The sequence below is a fragment of the Shimazuella kribbensis DSM 45090 genome, from assembly GCF_000428065.1.
GTDB lineage: Bacteria > Bacillota > Bacilli > Thermoactinomycetales > Thermoactinomycetaceae > Shimazuella > Shimazuella kribbensis.
In genome coordinates this window covers 217,586-234,477 of sequence record NZ_ATZF01000004.1, presented here as the reverse complement: position 1 = coordinate 234,477, position 16,892 = coordinate 217,586, and the positions used below count along the sequence as shown (strand labels likewise).

Genomic DNA, 16,892 nt, shown 5'->3' with positions numbered 1-16,892 from the left:
GATGGAAAAGTTTCTTGCTTAAGTTACTTTTCTTGTTTTCCTCAGGATTTGTTATGTGATGAATAGAATGAAAATCAGAATAAACAGTTTATTCATTCATTATTTTGTGTTACATTAAAGGAGACCCGAAAGGAGAAGCCCATGGAGTGGCTGAAGTATTTCATTCCGTCTATCTTCGCAAGGTGTATGGCTGGAAACCACAACTACGGCTACAACAATGGCAAGAGGTTCTGCCAATGGTGTGGAGATCGCCCTGGCGGTGACTGACCAGAAGTTGGCTTCACTGCCAACTTTTTTGGTCTATCGGTTGAATCGTACATATAGAAGAAAGCATTATACTTCGACTTATGTACGATTCAGCCATCGTAAAATATGTACCACTAGTAGTACTATTTTAATTACATCTCTTTTTTCTGGGAGAACAATATGAAAAAGTTTCGGGGAAAAAAGCGCTACTTTCGAAATATTCGGAGATATGTATCTGACTTTAAATTAAAAATAGACGAAGACAGTTGGTTTGATTTTTGGCATATCCATTTGGATTTCCAAGGTAGAGGTAATCATCGTTTACATATACACAAAGAGTACATAAAAGCTCATATTGCTCTTTACGACGATCTAGTATATAGATTGGAAAAATTAAAGAAACCTTATCAATCTTGGATTTGTATTCATTTAGAAGATGCAGGAGCAGATGCAGTATATATCCATACACCAAATCCAAACAATAATTACTTTCCACATTGCGTAAACAATATAAACTGGAACTGTAAGATCCCACATTCATTCAAAGGTTTAATAGATGAAGATAAGTTTCATGTTGGCTATTTCAAATCGGTATACGAAGAAATCTATTTCATCCAGTCGAAATTAAATAAAATCTCGTTGTAAGCTTCCAAGATTGATCAATTTCTCTGTATAACCTTATCAATAGAACAAAAGCCGATTTCCTCTAGGTGGGAAGTCGGCTTTTGTTTACGGTTTTCAAATGAATAATTCATATATCACAATATATCCTATTGATAAACATATACTTTTATATATAAGAGTCGTGCTAATCTCTCTTTTCCTCTTTTGTCGATAATTCGACATCCGTTTTTTTACTCCATCGACCTGCTAAATTGGTTCCAATAACACCCACTATGATCATGGTGGCACCAATTACATGTACAGAAGTGATCTGTTCATGTAGAAATACTGCACCCGCAATAATAGACACTAATGTGCTCAAATTATTAAAAACACTTACTTTATAAGCTTCTAATTTAGACAAGGCATAATTGGAGAGGAAAATAGAAAATACAGAACTAAAACAAGCTAAGTAAAAAATGCTATACCAAAAAATAGGCTCCTTATATGGTTCTACTATCTCCAGAATAGTTCCATTCACACTATGTTGAACAATGCTTATCACAGTAAAACTAATAAAACTAAGCATGATAACCACAAAACTCAAGTCATATGGTTTATAAGATTGACCTGAACGACGTACCAAAATGCTGTATACTGCAAACGACAAAGTAGAACAAAGCAATAGCAGAATACTGCCAATATGATCAAGGGAGAAAGATGCTCCCTGCATCACAAAAATAAAGATTACTCCTAGTACAGATAGCAATAAGCATAATCGCTGCCAGAGATTTATTTTCTCTTTTAGGATCAAAGTCGAGAGTATAACAGTAAATATCGGTGCAGTAGCTTGAATAATCCCACCTTCAGCAGATGTTGCACCTAGTAGTCCCCATGTTTGAAAGGTAAAAAAGAGAATAGGATAAAGAAGTGCAAATGGAATAAGTAAATAAATATCTTTCCAAGAAATAGTTAACTTTATCCAACCAAAAATAGCCGGGAGACTTAATAGAATAAAAGCGACCAAAAACCGAATAGCAAGAATATCAAATGGCTCTGCAATGTTTACAATCAATTTTACAAACATAAATGATAATCCGATGAAAACCGCAAATAAGATAGATGCAACATAAGCAAAAAATGTACTGTTTTGTTTCATTCAAAATCCTCCTTATTCGACTTATCAGTTAGGTAACTACCTAACTATACTGAAATAAGTAACAAATGAATATATAAAATTTTAACAACTGTATCGATACAGATTCATGTAATAAACGGTACTCGCTGTGTTGCTGTGCTTATCATTAGCATCCTTTGTGTTCTGGTAGGCAGTCGTGGAAGACACACATATCAAGCAGATTTTGCTCAACTGGAGTTATTACATATTACCTATCATAGGAAAGATTATGCGACAAGAGAACCGTCCCCTTGTCGCATTAATTTGAAATTCTTCTAGAATTGTTTACTTTTGAAGATTGAAAGAAAGAATTGCAATGATGAAAATGGGTATGTTCAATATGAGAAATATACACGCGACACGGGGACGGTTCTTTTGTCGCATTTTGCTCAAAGGGATTCACCTGGCAATAAAACTATTCTAATTATTCAACTGTGCCTTTACCCATACATACAAAGCAAGAATACACTGAATAATAACAAGGCTCACTAATAGCGATAGCAGGACAATAGCAGGAGTCCCTTTTCCGAAAAATCCTATCAAAATTGCAAGAACAGAAGCTACTAAATTACTATTTGCTAGAAAAATCCTCACATGTTTAAACTCTAAATTCATCTCATTTGCTTCTTCGGAATGATCACTAACTAAGATCAACAAAAAGAGTGCGAAAAGGATAACAGAAATAGATCCACACATAATCCAATGAACCGCGTCTGATATGAACTTAGGCTCTTTAATCAATTTTTGCAGTCCTATACCTAATGCAGCAACAGATAAGGACAGAGGTAGATGTAGCCTTGTCCAAATGATAATAGACAAAAACTTTTTCCGAAAAGAAACAAAAATAACCAAATCAAAATACGCCCACCAAATAGCAAAAGACAGGAGTAAGCCAAGTGCACTTAATGTAGCGATTTCCCATGTTAAGTGATGATAAGATGAGGCACCCTTTATTACCCCAATAATTATTTCCGCTATTACTAGCAGATTAAACAATCCAAATCTCTCCGGCAGATGAGATCTGCTGATCCGAGGTAGAGTCTCCTGAAATCGAAGGATTCCAAACGACATGAGAAAATCAATGATCATTGCTATTCCAATCAAAACAATATGATAGCCCGCAGGCACAAATATGGAGAAAATACATAACGAAATCGAAATGGAGTGAATAAACAAAATATAGGCCGTGTAGCGTTTTAATACAGGATTTGCTTTACCAGCACTCCACCATAAATACAGTAAAATGAAACGAACTGCTAAAAAAGAGAGGACAAATGGTTTAAATTGAATTCCAAAAGGATCATGTATGGAATATGCAAGAATCGCCAGCGGGATCATCTTAAGAAAGGTAAATATTCGATGCCGAATATCAAAGACTTCAAATCTCTCATTGTAAAAAGTAGAATTTTCCCAGACCAACCAAACTGCCGAAAAAGAGAAAGCAAAGTCACGAAAGCCAATCCATGTTAAATTGTCTAAAAACCGGTGACTAATCCCAGCAATAAGAGCCACAAATATCAAATCAAAAAAAAGTTCTAGCCAAGAAGCTTTTCTTTCCGTTTCTTGTTCATTTGTTTGTAGTTGGGGTTTTTTCCACCATATATGGTGATAGAGTCTCACTGGTTTTCCCCTTTATCTACTTTTATATCGGTTAATTCATAGTGATCCATTTCTTGAATGGATTGGAAAAATGGACGAACAAGCGCAAAAAAAGAACGGAAATGATCACTTGACCGAAATCCTTTCATATGACCATCCATAGAATCCCAATGAATGCGAACAATAAAATTTTGTGGTTTGTCTATCCCCTTTATCACTTCAAATCCTAAACAATTTGGAGACTCAGCTAAATATTTTCCTCCTTGCCTGTAGGCTTCCAAAAATGTTTCTTCCTGTTCTTCAGCGATCTGATATCGTATAATCTCAACAATCATGTCTTATCTCCCTTTTATCATTTGTTTTCTAAATATTTCATATTCAACCTATTATAACGCTTTTTCATCAAGAATCTCTAGAAGGTAATTTTCCTGTATCACGATATCATTATGGAAGCCTGTAACTAATTTTGGATGCAAATATACCGACTACCTGTTCGTTAAAAAGGAGTCGGTATATTTGACTTTATGCTTAACTCGTCCAATTTGATGGTGCTTAACTTTGTACGATTCTCTTAACACGATGGATTCAAACCTTGTAAAAAGCCTTGCGCTTTGTGTCACGTTTGCTGGTACAACTGGAGCTCTGGTAAACTTTAAATGCTGCAAAGTAAATCGATTGTATGGTCCATCATTCTCCGAATCGTTCACATACCCAAAAAAGGATGGCGTTTTTCTGTGAAAGAAACCACCAAAGAAAGAGTCACCATGCATTGCAAACAGCTAGAATGAAGAAATATTTTTGATCAACCATTGTGAGATTATTTTTTCGAATTGTTGATAAGTTTAAAACTACTTCTATTTGCTTCGTGAAAAGCAATAGTGTCTTAGGAAGATTGGTAGTATGAAACAGGATTATTTAGCATAAGCCACAAATTTATCTCATCATAACCTATTACTTCTGCTTTTATTTTGTGATTTGGATAGAGCTTTTCTGATTTTATATTATGTTTACATTCCTCATAATCAGCTAACCCTACCACGCTACCTGAAATTTGAATAATGACACCCTGAGGATAGAAAACTTGAATATAACCCTCTACTACCTGTCCGATAGGGAAGGTATCTTTTGTTTTCTGCCAATCTTGGAGGAGTTCTGCTCTATAAGCATCCCATACCCCTTCAAATTGGGATTTGTCTATTTTATCAACACCAAAATCAGCTGCTTCTTTCCCGTCTATAAGCCCTTCAGCTAACCAATATCCATATTCTTTATTTCTTCTATTAGAGGCAATATACTTGTTGTTCGTAACGGTAATTTGCCTAACAGCATAACCATCCTCTGATTCGATATACGTAATCCCATTGGGGTCATCATCTTCAAATCTGAAATATTCCACCTAACCATCCTCCTGTCGAAAGTAACCGAATTTATTATACGATTATCCAAATTATTAAATTTTGCACTTGAAATCTACAAAAACCTTGCTCTCTAGGAGAGCAAGGTTTGTATATTGTGAAGTTTTGGATACAAAAACTATATCATTCGTAATCAAGAATCTATAATTGCGATATCACGCATACTAAGCGACTTAAAACAAATGAAGTGGTGCTCAACTGGAGTTATCATATATTACTTTATAAGAGAGGCTATGCGACAAGAGAACCGTCCCTTTGTCGCACTTCTATGTTCGAGAAGCAAACATACCGTAGAGCGAAGAATCTGTTCAACCAGTTTCGAAAAGGTAATACTTGGTGAGAATATTTACTTTGAAGAGAAAGAAAAACCATCAATCTATTTATGGTAAATTCAAAGCTTTTCTACATTTATATGGAATTATATTGTATACACGCCCGGGCAGTTGCGGAGTCTCATCACTGGAAGTGAGAGTTACAACAAACTGCCCGGTTGTACCCGTTCATCGAAGATAACGAAGAACGTGATGATCATTACAGACACGAATCCGCAGAGCCAACGATTTAAACGCGGGTATGGTCGGCGTTGAACGCCTCCCTATCGCCCCATGATCTGGCTATTTAGTACTGTTAAACGTAACTGGCATAGCCAGCACGATTTAGCACCACAGAAACGAACCCACGAGCTGCCTCCATATTTGGTTTTACTGGGTCAAAGAACATTTCATCCATGGTGCGATAAGGAATTTCAATGAGAGCACAAGGCCCAAAATCGGCGTACATTTCCTTCCATCGCGTTGAATGAGCAACTTCTCCGATGTCGAGAAACTTGCCGTCTGGTGTCTTGACGAGTCCGTGAAGAAATCCTTCTTCTGAGAAATATTGAGTCATCTCTGTGATGGATCGTCCATCCCATCGTTTTGTCCACCTCTTTACCCGCCATTTTGTCCAAGGAGTTGAATTTCCTTTTCCTTCAACGCGTGACAGGGCATAGATCCACACCATGGGCCATCCGGTATGTTCCGAGATCGCCCGGGACAATGCCCAACACTGTCCATGACGGTAGGCGTCAATTGTCTCAGGAGTGATTACCCCAAGAGGGATAGTAACTTCTCCATCCATCGTGTCGACCGTAATCATGGATTGACTCCCGTAATTCATGGAGGCCCTTCGTTTAATCGGAGATCAGTGCCCAGTCTACTGAGCTCTATCCTTATAAAATATCATAATTTTTAAGTTCAATCATCTGGAAATACACATATATCGGAACAGCTTGATCATGTTGATTTTGCTGAGAATATACCATTCCTCAGAGACTAATAAGGATTTTGTTGTTTTAAAAGTTGGATGATAGAGTGACTTAACATGAAATCAATTACACTGCCTTGACATACTGATAATATCTGAAAAAAATGATAAAATTTATTTAATCTGTTCACTTACTCAAGGAGAGAGAATGAGTTGGCTTCAGCGGTTCCGTCAATCCTATAAAGACAACAAACGATTGACGGCACTGCGTGCTGAAATGAGCAAAAACAACACCACTCTCAATTGCTTCCATGAATTGGTGATTGATCACTATAAGGGAGAATTTGGTTTGGCTGGATTGAAGAGAGCCTTTTCCCTTATGAGTGAAGCTGATCAGAGGCGTTATGCTTCTGATCCCACTGTACCAGAAGAGGAGAGCAAACATTATCATGCAAAACTGTCGCACCAACGCTGACCATCCATCCAGTTCGTTTAGGAGCCGGTCGGCCGCGTTTATCCGTGCTTTTGGTGAAAGATTGTTTAAATAAAAAAAATATTTCAATCATTCATACGTTACACGATAAAAAACCTGCTCTCAAAAGGAGAAGAACAGGGTTATCCATTGTAAAAGTTTTTTGGTTACCACCAACGATATTCCAACCTTATTTTCTAATATTGGAACAGATAATCGTCTCCTTCAGGATCAGTATCCACATTAATTTCCTCCTCTCTCTAAACGGTATAACTTTTTGGCATATTCTAAGAAATTAGCGTTGTCTTGTAAAGCATCATAACAAGTACATAAGCTTGACAAGCTCTTGCTACTTAACTCCTCAAACTTATATTCTCTCGCTATTTTCTCTGCTTCAAGGCAAAGGAGAACAGCTTGATCATGTTGATTTTGCAGGATATACCACTCTCCTAAAACTAACAAAAATTGTGTAAGAAGAAAGTGAAAATTATTTTTCCGACAAATCTGGATAGAACGTTCGATCATTTGTTTCGATTTATGCCATTCTTGTTTTCTTATCAATAGTTTTGCAAAGTGAACAAACGAATAAGGAAAAACTTGTTCCTCATCTTTTAGGATGGGCTCTAAGTCCATTGCTTTTAAAAAATATCTCTCAGAACTCATAAAATCCCCTAAACTTTCATAAATAACACTCGTTTGTCCCCAAATTCTAAACAAGTAATAGTAGTTACGATTAACTTTAGCTAACTTTATACCTTTTTTAGCATATTCGAGTGCCCGTTCATTCATATGTAGCCTGTTTAAGATCGTTGCATACAACATATACATTTGAATAATGACTGTGATGCGTGATTCTTCTTCAAGACAAAGGTTAAATTTAATATGTTGTTCCAACTTTTCTATACTTAGTAATGCTTTTTCTAATAAGTTAAGCCGTTCTAAATATGTGCTTTTGTTGAATAATAGTAACCCATAGTAATATGGGTTCATCTCATTATAATTGTAGTAATCTAAACCTTGGTCGGTCGAAAGTAAGGCTTGATGAAATTGATCTTGATAAAAATAAACAATTCCCAAATCGAGATAACACCTAGGTATTATGTCATTCACTGCTAACTCTGGTTGCGTTTTAGCCATATCAATAGCTTGTAAAAAACAATCCTTTGCCAATCCCCATTCCTTTTTTCGAAGGTAATACTTCGCCTTAATATGATAAAAAAATGGCTGTAAAATCGGGATACTCTCGATTTGTTCCAATTCATTTAACTTCTTTAGATCCTCAAAGGCTTTCTTAGGATTAGCATGCAAAATATCCTCTATATCTTGTAACTGTTCCTTGAGTGCAATTATTTTTTTATCAGCCTCATTTGCCATACCAAATAAAATACCTTTACCTAACTTCTCCGCATAGTATTGATACTTCTCAAGGCTAACCGTTGGCATTCCTCGCTCAATCAAGCTAATGGTTGTGCCTCCTAAAGCAATTTCTTCTGCCAACCGCTCGATACTCTTTCCTGATTTTTTCCGTTCTGCACGTAATACCCCACCAATCCGAACCAGATCTACCAACCCTCATTCCTCCTACGGTAGAAATACCATCATCCACTGTTTATTTTCCTAAATATAGGTATAACATTCTGAAAAATAGGAAGTCAACCGTATATTGTTCTGATATTTCGGATTAGTAAAAATATGATACACCTATTAAAATAGAGCCATGAAACAAGGGGATTCATTCAATAGAAAGGGGAAATAGACATGGATCTAACGTTAAAAATCGAAGGAGGCAGCAAAGCCGTTCGTGATTTTATCCATTATATCCGTATGGACAAACGATACACTTTTTATTCTCATGCTAAATATTTATTTTCTCCTATGAGGGATCAGGTCGAATTAGTATTTACAGGGGGGGATGATGGTGGAGCTGGCACAGATGAAGCAGATTGGGGAAAAATTAGCTAGGTATCTAGTTTATTGCTGTGAACAGGATGATTATGTCCAGCGGATGGATCATTTTCGCTCTGCAACTTCCCGCCTTTCACTCATTGAAGTGATCTACTCGCTCTATCATACTGGAGAGACAATTGCTACACAAAGCACAGTGCCCATACAGCTTGATCCCCAGCAAATAGAGGAGTTATGTGTGTTTATCCGTTCAGGGGACATCCTAGATATCCGACAGCTTCATACCTCCATGATCAGAAACATCGCTACTTTTGATCTGGAGAAAATCCATCAAATCGAACAACATATCGGACTATTACTAGCTGATTTAAAGGAAGGGGAGATATAAACCGTTGATCGAGACAAAGAAAGTAACCTATGTAACTTTAGAGACGGATAATGGTCTCATTACGATTGAACTTTTGCATGCCATTAAAACACAGTTTGATGAGAATACTATACAGGTGACAGGCACTAGTTACGATATATTTGCAATCCCAGATCATATAAATAGGTAATAAAAATAATGATTTTTTCGTTTGGTATATTGCTGCACTCATCGGTATTGCAATTCATTGTTTGCTAACGAATCAAAAAACACCCCTAGTCTCATCCAGAGAATAAGGGTGTTTGTATATTTAATATGATTTTGTTTCTCCAGTTATATACGCACTCCCACCTGAACCCAACCATACATCATCATGTTCGTATATTTCAACAGAACCTTTCCGAGAACTTTTATGATCGACCTGAGGGGTGTAGCAAGAGGTTTGTCCTTTCATAATAATGCCATTACCACCTGGACTACCACAGTAACGACCACTCGAACCATCCTTAAAAGTACCTTTAGTAGGACTTATCATCGCTTGTGCATACTTGTTAAATGGTGCTGGTTTGCTGAGCACCACTTTAGACCACATTGTTTTACAACTACTGCTGTAGTATAAAAAGTTTGTTCCAATTCTCTTTCCTTTTTTGTTCTTCTTAAAGTCGTAAGAATAAACGGTAGCTTGATGCACTACCTTACTATGTTTGGAACAGCCTGATTTGTAAGGATTGGTAAAGTTATAATCTTTTGCGAAGGATTCCGAAATAGAAAAACTAAAAACAAACACAAGTGCTAAAACCATAATAGATATAATATTCAGTGATTTATTCATGTACATGGTACACTCCCCTGTTGATATGGGAAAATCATAACATAGAAAAATGGTAGGTTGATAGAAAATTGGAAAATGACATATCTTATACCTTAATTCTCCTTTAAATTGTAAAAACCAACATTTTACCCCCTACCATTTGGAGGCTGATCTGAATAAGAACAGTCTTTTTTTATTCCCCCTAGCTTCTTACTACTCATTCCCGTTGAATCATCCTATCCATTTTGCAAGATTTATAAATAAATCTGATATAATATAGCTAAATTGAAGCATTCGTGCTTCACCACAACAGTGCACACAGGAAGGCACAACCACATGAAGGTAACCAAGGGCCCGAACAACAGGAACCGGCGCTGCTGGAGGTTCTTCCTCGTCGGCGACAATCACGCCAACGTCACTTCGTATGCCGGAGCCAAGATCCTCGGTAGGAACTACAGCATCATCACCTCGTTTGTCGAAGTCATGTTCACCGGCACGAACTACGGCACCATCAGGTCCCCGAAGATCACTGTCTTCGAGACGGAGCTCACCGCCGAGTGGCTCACCACCATGAGCGACGAAACCTTCGCCGATGGCACCCTCGAGCTGACCCGCAAGGGAAAGAACGAGTGGCACATGGTGCGGCGTTTCGAGAAGGGACAAGGCGAGAGAATGCTTTCCCGCGAGTTTACGATCGTCACCAACAAGGTGACGATCCTCAAGGGAGGAAAACTCGAGATGAAGTACCTCTCCAGTGAGGATACTGTGAAACACTACGGATACACTGGCGTTGCCGTTTGTGCAGTCGGTTTGGCGACAGGTTATTCCATGCGGCGGCCGAATTCCCGTCCTTCTGCCTAGCCGATGGGCACTGTTGGGGGGGCTCTCTCGCAAACCAGCGAGAAGAGTCCCACACCTTATTTTATTTCTGAATATTAAATATATTTTAAGACGAACTCTCGCACTTTTTCCTTTTTCATTTAAAGATTGCACGGATTAAATTCCACTTCTTCCTCTGCTTTTCCTCCCTCCTCAGTGCGGCATGGGGGACGGTTCTCTTGTCGCACTCTCAAAAAATAACATTCTATCTACTCCCCCCATTTTCATGTCATATAACCTTTCTCACTCTCTTCTCTCCGATATCTAGGCATTTCCACCACCTTTGGAAACTATCTTATTACTCTACTTGAGAAAAACAGATACAAATAATCCCGTCAGGGGATATGCACCTTGAACGACAAAAGCCTCCCAACATCGCTGTGTTTCTAATCTCGCTATACTTGACTGTAGCTTCCCATTTGTTCAGATGGGTAGTCAAGGAAAACACACATATCGAGCAGATTTTGCTCAACTAGAGTTATCCGTATTACTTTTCATAAGAGGGAAGATGCGACAAGAGAACCGTCCCCTCGTCGCACTACAGGTTCTAAAGAGTGAGCGGCGCAGCTGTTTTTATTTGAGATGGCTCCAAAATAGGCCTTCGCTTCCTCTATCCTAATAACAATAATAATATAATTAAAAACGATATGAGTTTATTGTAAAACAATAAATTATGTGTTAGAGTCATTTTATCATTAAATCAGTGAGGTGCTTTAAATGAATGTTAAGCGAGGCTCAACCACTTTCTTAAAGGTAATTATTTTTCTGGTTGGAATCCCTGTTCTTGCATTGTGCATATTTTTGGTGCCTAAGTTCGGGAATTTTGCTGGAGAATTGTATCCAGATATTGCTTATATGAAATCTCTCGTTTTAATCGATATGTACGCGGCAGCGATACCTTTTTACTTTGCTCTGTATCAAGCTTTTAAACTTTTAAGCTATATTGATAAAAACCAAGCGTTCTCGGAATTATCGGTAAAGGCTTTAAAGAATATAAAATACTGTGCCATTACGATCAGTACCTTGTACCTGCTAGGTATGCCACTCTACTATCTCATGGCTGAAAGAGTTGACCCTCCAAGTATCATACCAATCGGATTGGTCATTATTTTCGCCTCTATGGCGATCGCCGTTTTTGCTGCTGTTCTCCAAAGACTTTTACAAGAAGCTATTAATATAAAATCAGAAAATGATTTAACGATCTGAGGTGATATCATGGCGATTATCATCAATGTTGATGTGATGTTGGCAAAAAGGAAAATGAGTGTAACAGAACTTTCGGAGAGGGTTGGAATTACTATGGCGAATCTTTCCATTCTGAAAAATGGAAAAGCAAAAGCGGTTCGTTTTTCAACATTAGAAGCGATATGTAAGACTTTGGATTGTCAGCCAGGTGATATTTTGGAGTACAAAAGTGACGAAGACACTCAATAAAAACAGATAACAGATTTTTTTAACTACTAACTTATGTCAAGTATTTACTGGGGACGAGAAAACAGCAAACGGCTACTGAAGGGTAATCGAACCATATTATGTCATCTATCTGATGGCACAAAAAAAGAGGGGTTATCCCTCTTTTCGATTATCTAAGTTTGCAACTCCGTTATTATAAAGGTCAAATTTTCTTCCGTAGTGTTCCATTCGCTTGGAATCAGGATAATTTTTTCGATGGGAAACCCTCCTAATTTGTGAGTTTATCAACATATCTATAATATCATTTATTCGGAATATTCCATTGAGATTTTCAACCGATAGGTAAAACCGGCATCCGAACGACGAACCGTAATTTGGCTAATAAATGGATAATAGACCAATATCCATTTCAAATCGGTCTATTTTTACACAGGCACAGTGACAGCGTTGTTGCTAGTCCTTCAGATTGTTTAAGGAATAGATCCCCAGTTTATTGAACGGAGGATCTATTCCTTAAATGCCTTCATCCACAAAGGGTAAAAAAGAAAGGACTAACTTTTTCATTAGTCTTCATAATTGTCCATGCCTCTTGATTACTTGGATATACAACTGTTTGTTGCATTGCTTTTTTCTTTTCTAATGCACATGCTATAAACCAGAGTGCTGCCCCCAATACTAGACCTGTTGCTAATGTGATCAGTGTCCCACACCTTATCTCATTTCCTAATATTCTTTATATTTTAAATCAAATTCTCGCAATTTTTCCTTTTTAATCTTTAGATTACACGAATCTATAATTTCTACATATAGCCCCAGAAATAGGAACCTTCCGAATCATATTGCCGCCATTCCTTCAACTCTTTCCATCATAAAGTAGTTTTTCGTCAAGATGAATTCTATGGTATGCTACTTTAGATATGTTGCAAAGAAAGGACGCTTTCCTATGGTATATAAATCGATCCGCAAATTGCTTTTTCGGATGAATGCGGAACAAGCTCATACGATGACGATTCGTGGCTTGCAGATCTTGCAGAGTACACCGAGTGCTCGCAATCTCATTCAAAAGAGATTTACTGTAATAGATGAACGTTTACAAAGTACCGTCTGCGGCCTTCACTTTCCTAATCCTGTTGGTTTAGCGGCAGGTTTTGATAAACATGCCAATGTTTACAATGGTATCGCTGCTTTTGGATTTGGGTTTGTAGAAGTAGGAACGTTAACTCCTCGCCCTCAAACCGGCAATCCAAAACCAAGACTTTTTCGACTAGTAAAAGATGAAGCGATCATCAACCGAATGGGATTTAACAATCATGGTCTAGAAGATGCAAAGCATTCTTTCCAAACGCTAGCCAAACCGAATATCCCTATCGGGATCAATTTAGGGAAAAACAAAGACACCCCCAACGAACAAGCTAGTAGTGATTATCGGCACGGATTGATGACACTTTACGATTATGCAGATTACTTTGTACTCAATGTAAGCTCTCCCAATACGGAAGGACTTCGAGATTTACAGCATGTCGATGCACTTCAAAAATTGCTAACCTCTGTTTTATCAACACGTGATGAACTATTAAAAGAAACATCCTCCTACCGACCTGTATTCTTAAAAATTGCACCCGATCTTACATGGGAACAAATGACGGATATTATTAAAACTGCAATCGGGGCAAGTATTGACGGCATCATTGCTACAAATACAACTATTTCCCGGGAAAACTTACACTCGTCTCCATACGTGAATGAATCAGGAGGTTTGAGCGGAAAGCCTCTTACCCAAAAATCAACCGAATTTATCCGTCAAATCTATCCTTTAACAGCAGGAAAAATACCGATTATTGGGGTAGGTGGTATATTCAACGGAATGGATGCATATGAAAAAATATGTGCAGGTGCAAGTTTAATCCAAGTGTATACCAGTATGATCTACGAAGGACCTTCCATCGCTCGAAAGATAAATACTGAATTATTGTCTATCTTAGAAGAAAAAGGGGTTCATTCTTTAAATGATTTGGTTGGTTCAAAAACCAGTTGACAATCAGGTTGTACTTTCGGTATCGTATGGAACATAGCTATATGTCGGAAGCATTGATGGAGTGATATATGTTTGACAGGAGTGTTTAGAGAGTAGGATTCTTGGCTGTAAAATCCTATCACTCCCCTAACAGAGCCCGCCTCCAGAGCTACTCGTGAAAAGCGAGTCGGTGAGAACCGATACCATCTACTAGAGTGGATTTTATATGCATTTTTATAAAATCAATGAAGGTGGTACCACGAAGCCATTCGTCCTTCTTAAGGATGAGTGGCTTTTTATTTTTATAAAAGGGAGGGATCCCAACTGAAACGAGTCGTTGTAAAAATAGGATCCAGCAGCCTCGTAGATGAAACAGGTACCCTGAGTTCATCTAAGGTAGATCGACTAGTCACACAGCTCACTGCCCTGCATCAGTCCCATATTCAAGTCATCCTTGTAACATCTGGTGCTGTTGCTGCTGGAGTAGGTGCTCTGGGTTGGAATCGATCAACTCTGACTATGCCTGAAAAACAGGCAGCCGCAGCAGTGGGACAATCGGTGTTAATTCAACATTATCAGGATAGCTTTGCAAAACAAAACATACCAGTCGCACAATTGCTACTCACTCGATCGGATATCGAAGATCGTAAACGTTTTATTCATATTCGTAATACGATGGAACCTCTTTTGCATCATGGAATTATCCCTATTATTAATGAGAATGACACAGTAGCTGTAGAAGAAATTCGTTTTGGAGACAATGATACACTAGGTGCACTGGTTTCTCTTGTAGCATCAGCAGATCTCTATGTGATGTTATCTGACATCGATGGGTTATACACCGCAAACCCACGAATAGACAGAAATGCCAAACTACTCAGAAGAATCCGTTCCATTACACCTGAATTGTGGGAGATAGCTGGGGATAATGGCAGTAAAGTCGGTACGGGCGGGATGAAAACAAAGTTACAAGCAGCCCAAATCGCAACACAATCAGGTATAGATGTAAGAATCGCAAACAGTAGTCACCCCCATGTTTTACAACAAATCATCACTGGTAATTCAATCGGAACTCACTTCACTGCTGATACTCCATTGAGAAAGAAAAAACCGTGGATAGCCTATGGAACAAGGGCGGAAGGAAGTGTAATGGTGGATACTGGTGCATATACAGCATTAACGAAAGGAAATTCAAGTTTATTGTTGGCAGGTATCTTATCAACAAAAGGAAACTTTTTAGAAGGTTCTGTCGTGACAATCCAGCACAACAAACGCATTATTGGCAAAGGAATTGTTCATTTATCCAAACGAGATATTGATCAATTACTCAAAAAAAGACAAGAAGGAGAACCTTTACCACTTCTTCCCGAAGTGATACATCGTGATCAACTTGTCTTACTAACCACTCACAAAGGAAGTGTGTCCTCTTGCTCGACCAACTAACCTCACAAGCAAAAAAAGCTTCCCAACAACTCATCACACTATCAAGTGGTGAAAAAAACAAGGCACTTCGACAAATTGGTAAAGAATTATGGGAACAAAGAGATAAAATTCTCCTTGCAAATGAACAAGATTTAGAAGCCAGCATACAAAAAGGGCTACCAGAATCCAAACTCGATCGATTGCGTTTAGATGAGTCACGTATTCGAGACATGATAACCGGTTTAGAACAAATCATTGAATTAGAAGACCCTGTAGGACAAATCATACAAACCATCCAGCGTCCTAATGGGCTGACAGTGGAACAAATCCGTGTTCCCTTTGGTGTGATCGGGATCATTTACGAATCCCGTCCAAATGTAACCGTAGATGCGGCTGGTTTAACACTAAAAACGGGGAATGCAGTTATCTTGCGAGGCGGGAAAGAAGCGATCCATACCAATATTGCTTTGGTTCATGCACTTCGAGATGGTTTGCATCACACAAATGTACCTGTAGATGCTGTCCAAATTATCCAACAAACTGAAAGACATACGATTGAACAATTAATTCGTAGCAAGGGGAAAGTAGACTTGATCATCCCTCGTGGTGGAGCTGGACTTATTCAATATGTATTAGAACATTCCCTTGTTCCTGTGATTGAAACAGGTGTGGGTAATTGTCATATATATGTTGACAAAAATGCAAATCCCAAAATGGCCCTAGATATTGCAATAAACGCGAAAGTCCAACGTCCCTCTGTATGTAATGCGATCGAATCATTATTGGTACATGAACAAATCGCATCATCGTTTCTTCCGATTTTAGTCCCATTATTACAAGAAAACGGTGTTACGATTCGCGGTTGTGAACAAACCGTTTCGCTATTACCAAATTTTACGATCGAAACCGCTACAGATGAGGATTATGACACCGAATTCCTTGATCTGATCTTAGCAATCAAGATTGTAAAAGATACAGAAGAAGCCATCTCCCATATCGATCGCTTTGGAACCAAGCACTCTGAGGCGATAATCACCGATAACCAAGCAACTGCTAGTCAATTTTTAAGTCGGGTAGATGCTGCCGCAGTCTATCATAATGCTTCTACTCGCTTTACAGATGGCTTTGAATTTGGCTTTGGGGCAGAGATCGGTATATCCACCCAAAAACTACATGCACGTGGGCCAATGGGATTAAAGGAATTGACTAGTTATAAATATTTGATTCGTGGTGAGGGGCAGATAAGGGAATAAGATATGTTTCTTCGTGTTATATTTCGATTCCTATTAAATATGGATAAACAGGAATACAAGGGTAGAAGAGA

Annotated in this window: 18 protein-coding genes and 1 other annotated feature; of the genes, 11 read left to right on the top strand and 7 right to left on the bottom strand. The window is 38.2% G+C overall.

Annotated features, from left to right (window positions below):
* Positions 1-426 precede the first annotated feature (426 nt).
* Positions 427-891 (top strand): hypothetical protein, encoded by a 465-nt coding sequence (locus tag A3GQ_RS0108635; RefSeq protein ID WP_028776712.1) that lies wholly within the window; start codon positions 427-429, stop codon positions 889-891.
* Between the two features lie 163 nt (positions 892-1,054).
* Here A3GQ_RS0108635 and A3GQ_RS0108630 read toward each other — a convergent pair whose 3' ends face one another.
* The 5 genes from A3GQ_RS0108630 to A3GQ_RS0108605 form a co-directional block, all read right to left on the bottom strand.
* Positions 1,055-2,008 carry a DMT family transporter gene (locus A3GQ_RS0108630; RefSeq protein WP_028776711.1) on the bottom strand — a complete coding sequence of 318 codons (954 nt, stop codon included), beginning with the start codon at positions 2,006-2,008 and terminating at the stop codon, positions 1,055-1,057.
* 438 nt (positions 2,009-2,446) lie between these two features.
* Positions 2,447-3,646 (bottom strand): low temperature requirement protein A, encoded by a 1,200-nt coding sequence (locus A3GQ_RS0108625; protein WP_028776710.1) that lies wholly within the window; start codon positions 3,644-3,646, stop codon positions 2,447-2,449.
* The gene (locus tag A3GQ_RS0108620) at positions 3,643-3,960 is read right to left on the bottom strand and encodes an antibiotic biosynthesis monooxygenase family protein (protein WP_028776709.1); all 318 of its coding nucleotides are present in this window, start codon (positions 3,958-3,960) and stop codon (positions 3,643-3,645) included. Before A3GQ_RS0108620 ends, A3GQ_RS0108625 begins: the two co-directional genes overlap by 4 nt.
* Before the next feature lie 548 nt (positions 3,961-4,508).
* The gene (locus A3GQ_RS23860) at positions 4,509-5,021 is read right to left on the bottom strand and encodes a S1 domain-containing protein (RefSeq protein WP_051271431.1); all 513 of its coding nucleotides are present in this window, start codon (positions 5,019-5,021) and stop codon (positions 4,509-4,511) included.
* A gap of 646 nt (positions 5,022-5,667) precedes the next feature.
* Positions 5,668-6,177, bottom strand: a complete 510-nt coding sequence (locus tag A3GQ_RS0108605) for a hypothetical protein (RefSeq protein ID WP_028776708.1) — start codon at positions 6,175-6,177, stop codon at positions 5,668-5,670.
* Positions 6,178-6,493: 316 nt separating this feature from the next.
* On the opposite strand from A3GQ_RS0108605, the gene A3GQ_RS0108600 reads away from it, so the two are divergent.
* Complete coding sequence (locus A3GQ_RS0108600; RefSeq protein ID WP_028776707.1) at positions 6,494-6,760, top strand: hypothetical protein; 267 nt, start codon at positions 6,494-6,496, stop codon at positions 6,758-6,760.
* A 240-nt stretch (positions 6,761-7,000) separates the two neighbouring features.
* Here A3GQ_RS0108600 and A3GQ_RS0108595 read toward each other — a convergent pair whose 3' ends face one another.
* On the bottom strand, positions 7,001-8,326 hold the full coding sequence (locus tag A3GQ_RS0108595; RefSeq protein ID WP_028776706.1) for a helix-turn-helix transcriptional regulator: 1,326 nt from the start codon (positions 8,324-8,326) through the stop codon (positions 7,001-7,003).
* A 189-nt stretch (positions 8,327-8,515) separates the two neighbouring features.
* Here A3GQ_RS0108595 and A3GQ_RS0108590 point away from each other — a divergent pair, with 189 nt between their 5' ends.
* The 3 genes from A3GQ_RS0108590 to A3GQ_RS26845 are packed head-to-tail and all read left to right on the top strand — an operon-like array spanning position 8,516 to position 9,219.
* Entirely contained in the window at positions 8,516-8,719 is a 204-nt protein-coding gene (locus A3GQ_RS0108590) for a hypothetical protein (protein WP_028776705.1), read from the top strand.
* Entirely contained in the window at positions 8,673-9,050 is a 378-nt protein-coding gene (locus tag A3GQ_RS0108585; protein ID WP_169818267.1) for a hypothetical protein, read from the top strand. The genes A3GQ_RS0108590 and A3GQ_RS0108585 overlap by 47 nt, the downstream gene beginning before the upstream one ends.
* Positions 9,051-9,054: 4 nt before the next feature.
* Complete coding sequence (locus tag A3GQ_RS26845) at positions 9,055-9,219, top strand: hypothetical protein (protein ID WP_156877621.1); 165 nt, start codon at positions 9,055-9,057, stop codon at positions 9,217-9,219.
* Between the two features lie 120 nt (positions 9,220-9,339).
* Here A3GQ_RS26845 and A3GQ_RS25640 read toward each other — a convergent pair whose 3' ends face one another.
* Positions 9,340-9,861, bottom strand: coding sequence for a DUF2690 domain-containing protein (locus A3GQ_RS25640; RefSeq protein WP_169818266.1), 522 nt, complete (start codon positions 9,859-9,861; stop codon positions 9,340-9,342).
* Positions 9,862-10,176: 315 nt separating this feature from the next.
* On the opposite strand from A3GQ_RS25640, the gene A3GQ_RS26840 reads away from it, so the two are divergent.
* The 6 genes from A3GQ_RS26840 to A3GQ_RS0108540 all read left to right on the top strand — a co-directional run bounded on the left by A3GQ_RS26840 (position 10,177) and on the right by A3GQ_RS0108540 (position 16,821).
* Positions 10,177-10,701 carry a hypothetical protein gene (locus tag A3GQ_RS26840; protein WP_156877620.1) on the top strand — a complete coding sequence of 175 codons (525 nt, stop codon included), beginning with the start codon at positions 10,177-10,179 and terminating at the stop codon, positions 10,699-10,701.
* A gap of 735 nt (positions 10,702-11,436) precedes the next feature.
* Positions 11,437-11,925, top strand: a complete 489-nt coding sequence (locus A3GQ_RS0108565) for a DUF2975 domain-containing protein (protein ID WP_028776702.1) — start codon at positions 11,437-11,439, stop codon at positions 11,923-11,925.
* Between the two features lie 9 nt (positions 11,926-11,934).
* Complete coding sequence (locus A3GQ_RS0108560; protein ID WP_028776701.1) at positions 11,935-12,153, top strand: helix-turn-helix domain-containing protein; 219 nt, start codon at positions 11,935-11,937, stop codon at positions 12,151-12,153.
* A 922-nt stretch (positions 12,154-13,075) separates the two neighbouring features.
* Positions 13,076-14,167 (top strand): quinone-dependent dihydroorotate dehydrogenase, encoded by a 1,092-nt coding sequence (locus A3GQ_RS0108550; protein WP_037464351.1) that lies wholly within the window; start codon positions 13,076-13,078, stop codon positions 14,165-14,167.
* Positions 14,168-14,211: 44 nt separating this feature from the next.
* Positions 14,212-14,426 (top strand) — a binding site (T-box leader).
* 8 nt (positions 14,427-14,434) lie between these two features.
* Positions 14,435-15,589 (top strand): glutamate 5-kinase, encoded by a 1,155-nt coding sequence (gene proB / locus A3GQ_RS0108545; protein ID WP_037464348.1) that lies wholly within the window; start codon positions 14,435-14,437, stop codon positions 15,587-15,589.
* Complete coding sequence (locus A3GQ_RS0108540) at positions 15,574-16,821, top strand: glutamate-5-semialdehyde dehydrogenase (protein WP_028776698.1); 1,248 nt, start codon at positions 15,574-15,576, stop codon at positions 16,819-16,821. Before proB ends, A3GQ_RS0108540 begins: the two co-directional genes overlap by 16 nt.
* Positions 16,822-16,892 lie beyond the last annotated feature (71 nt).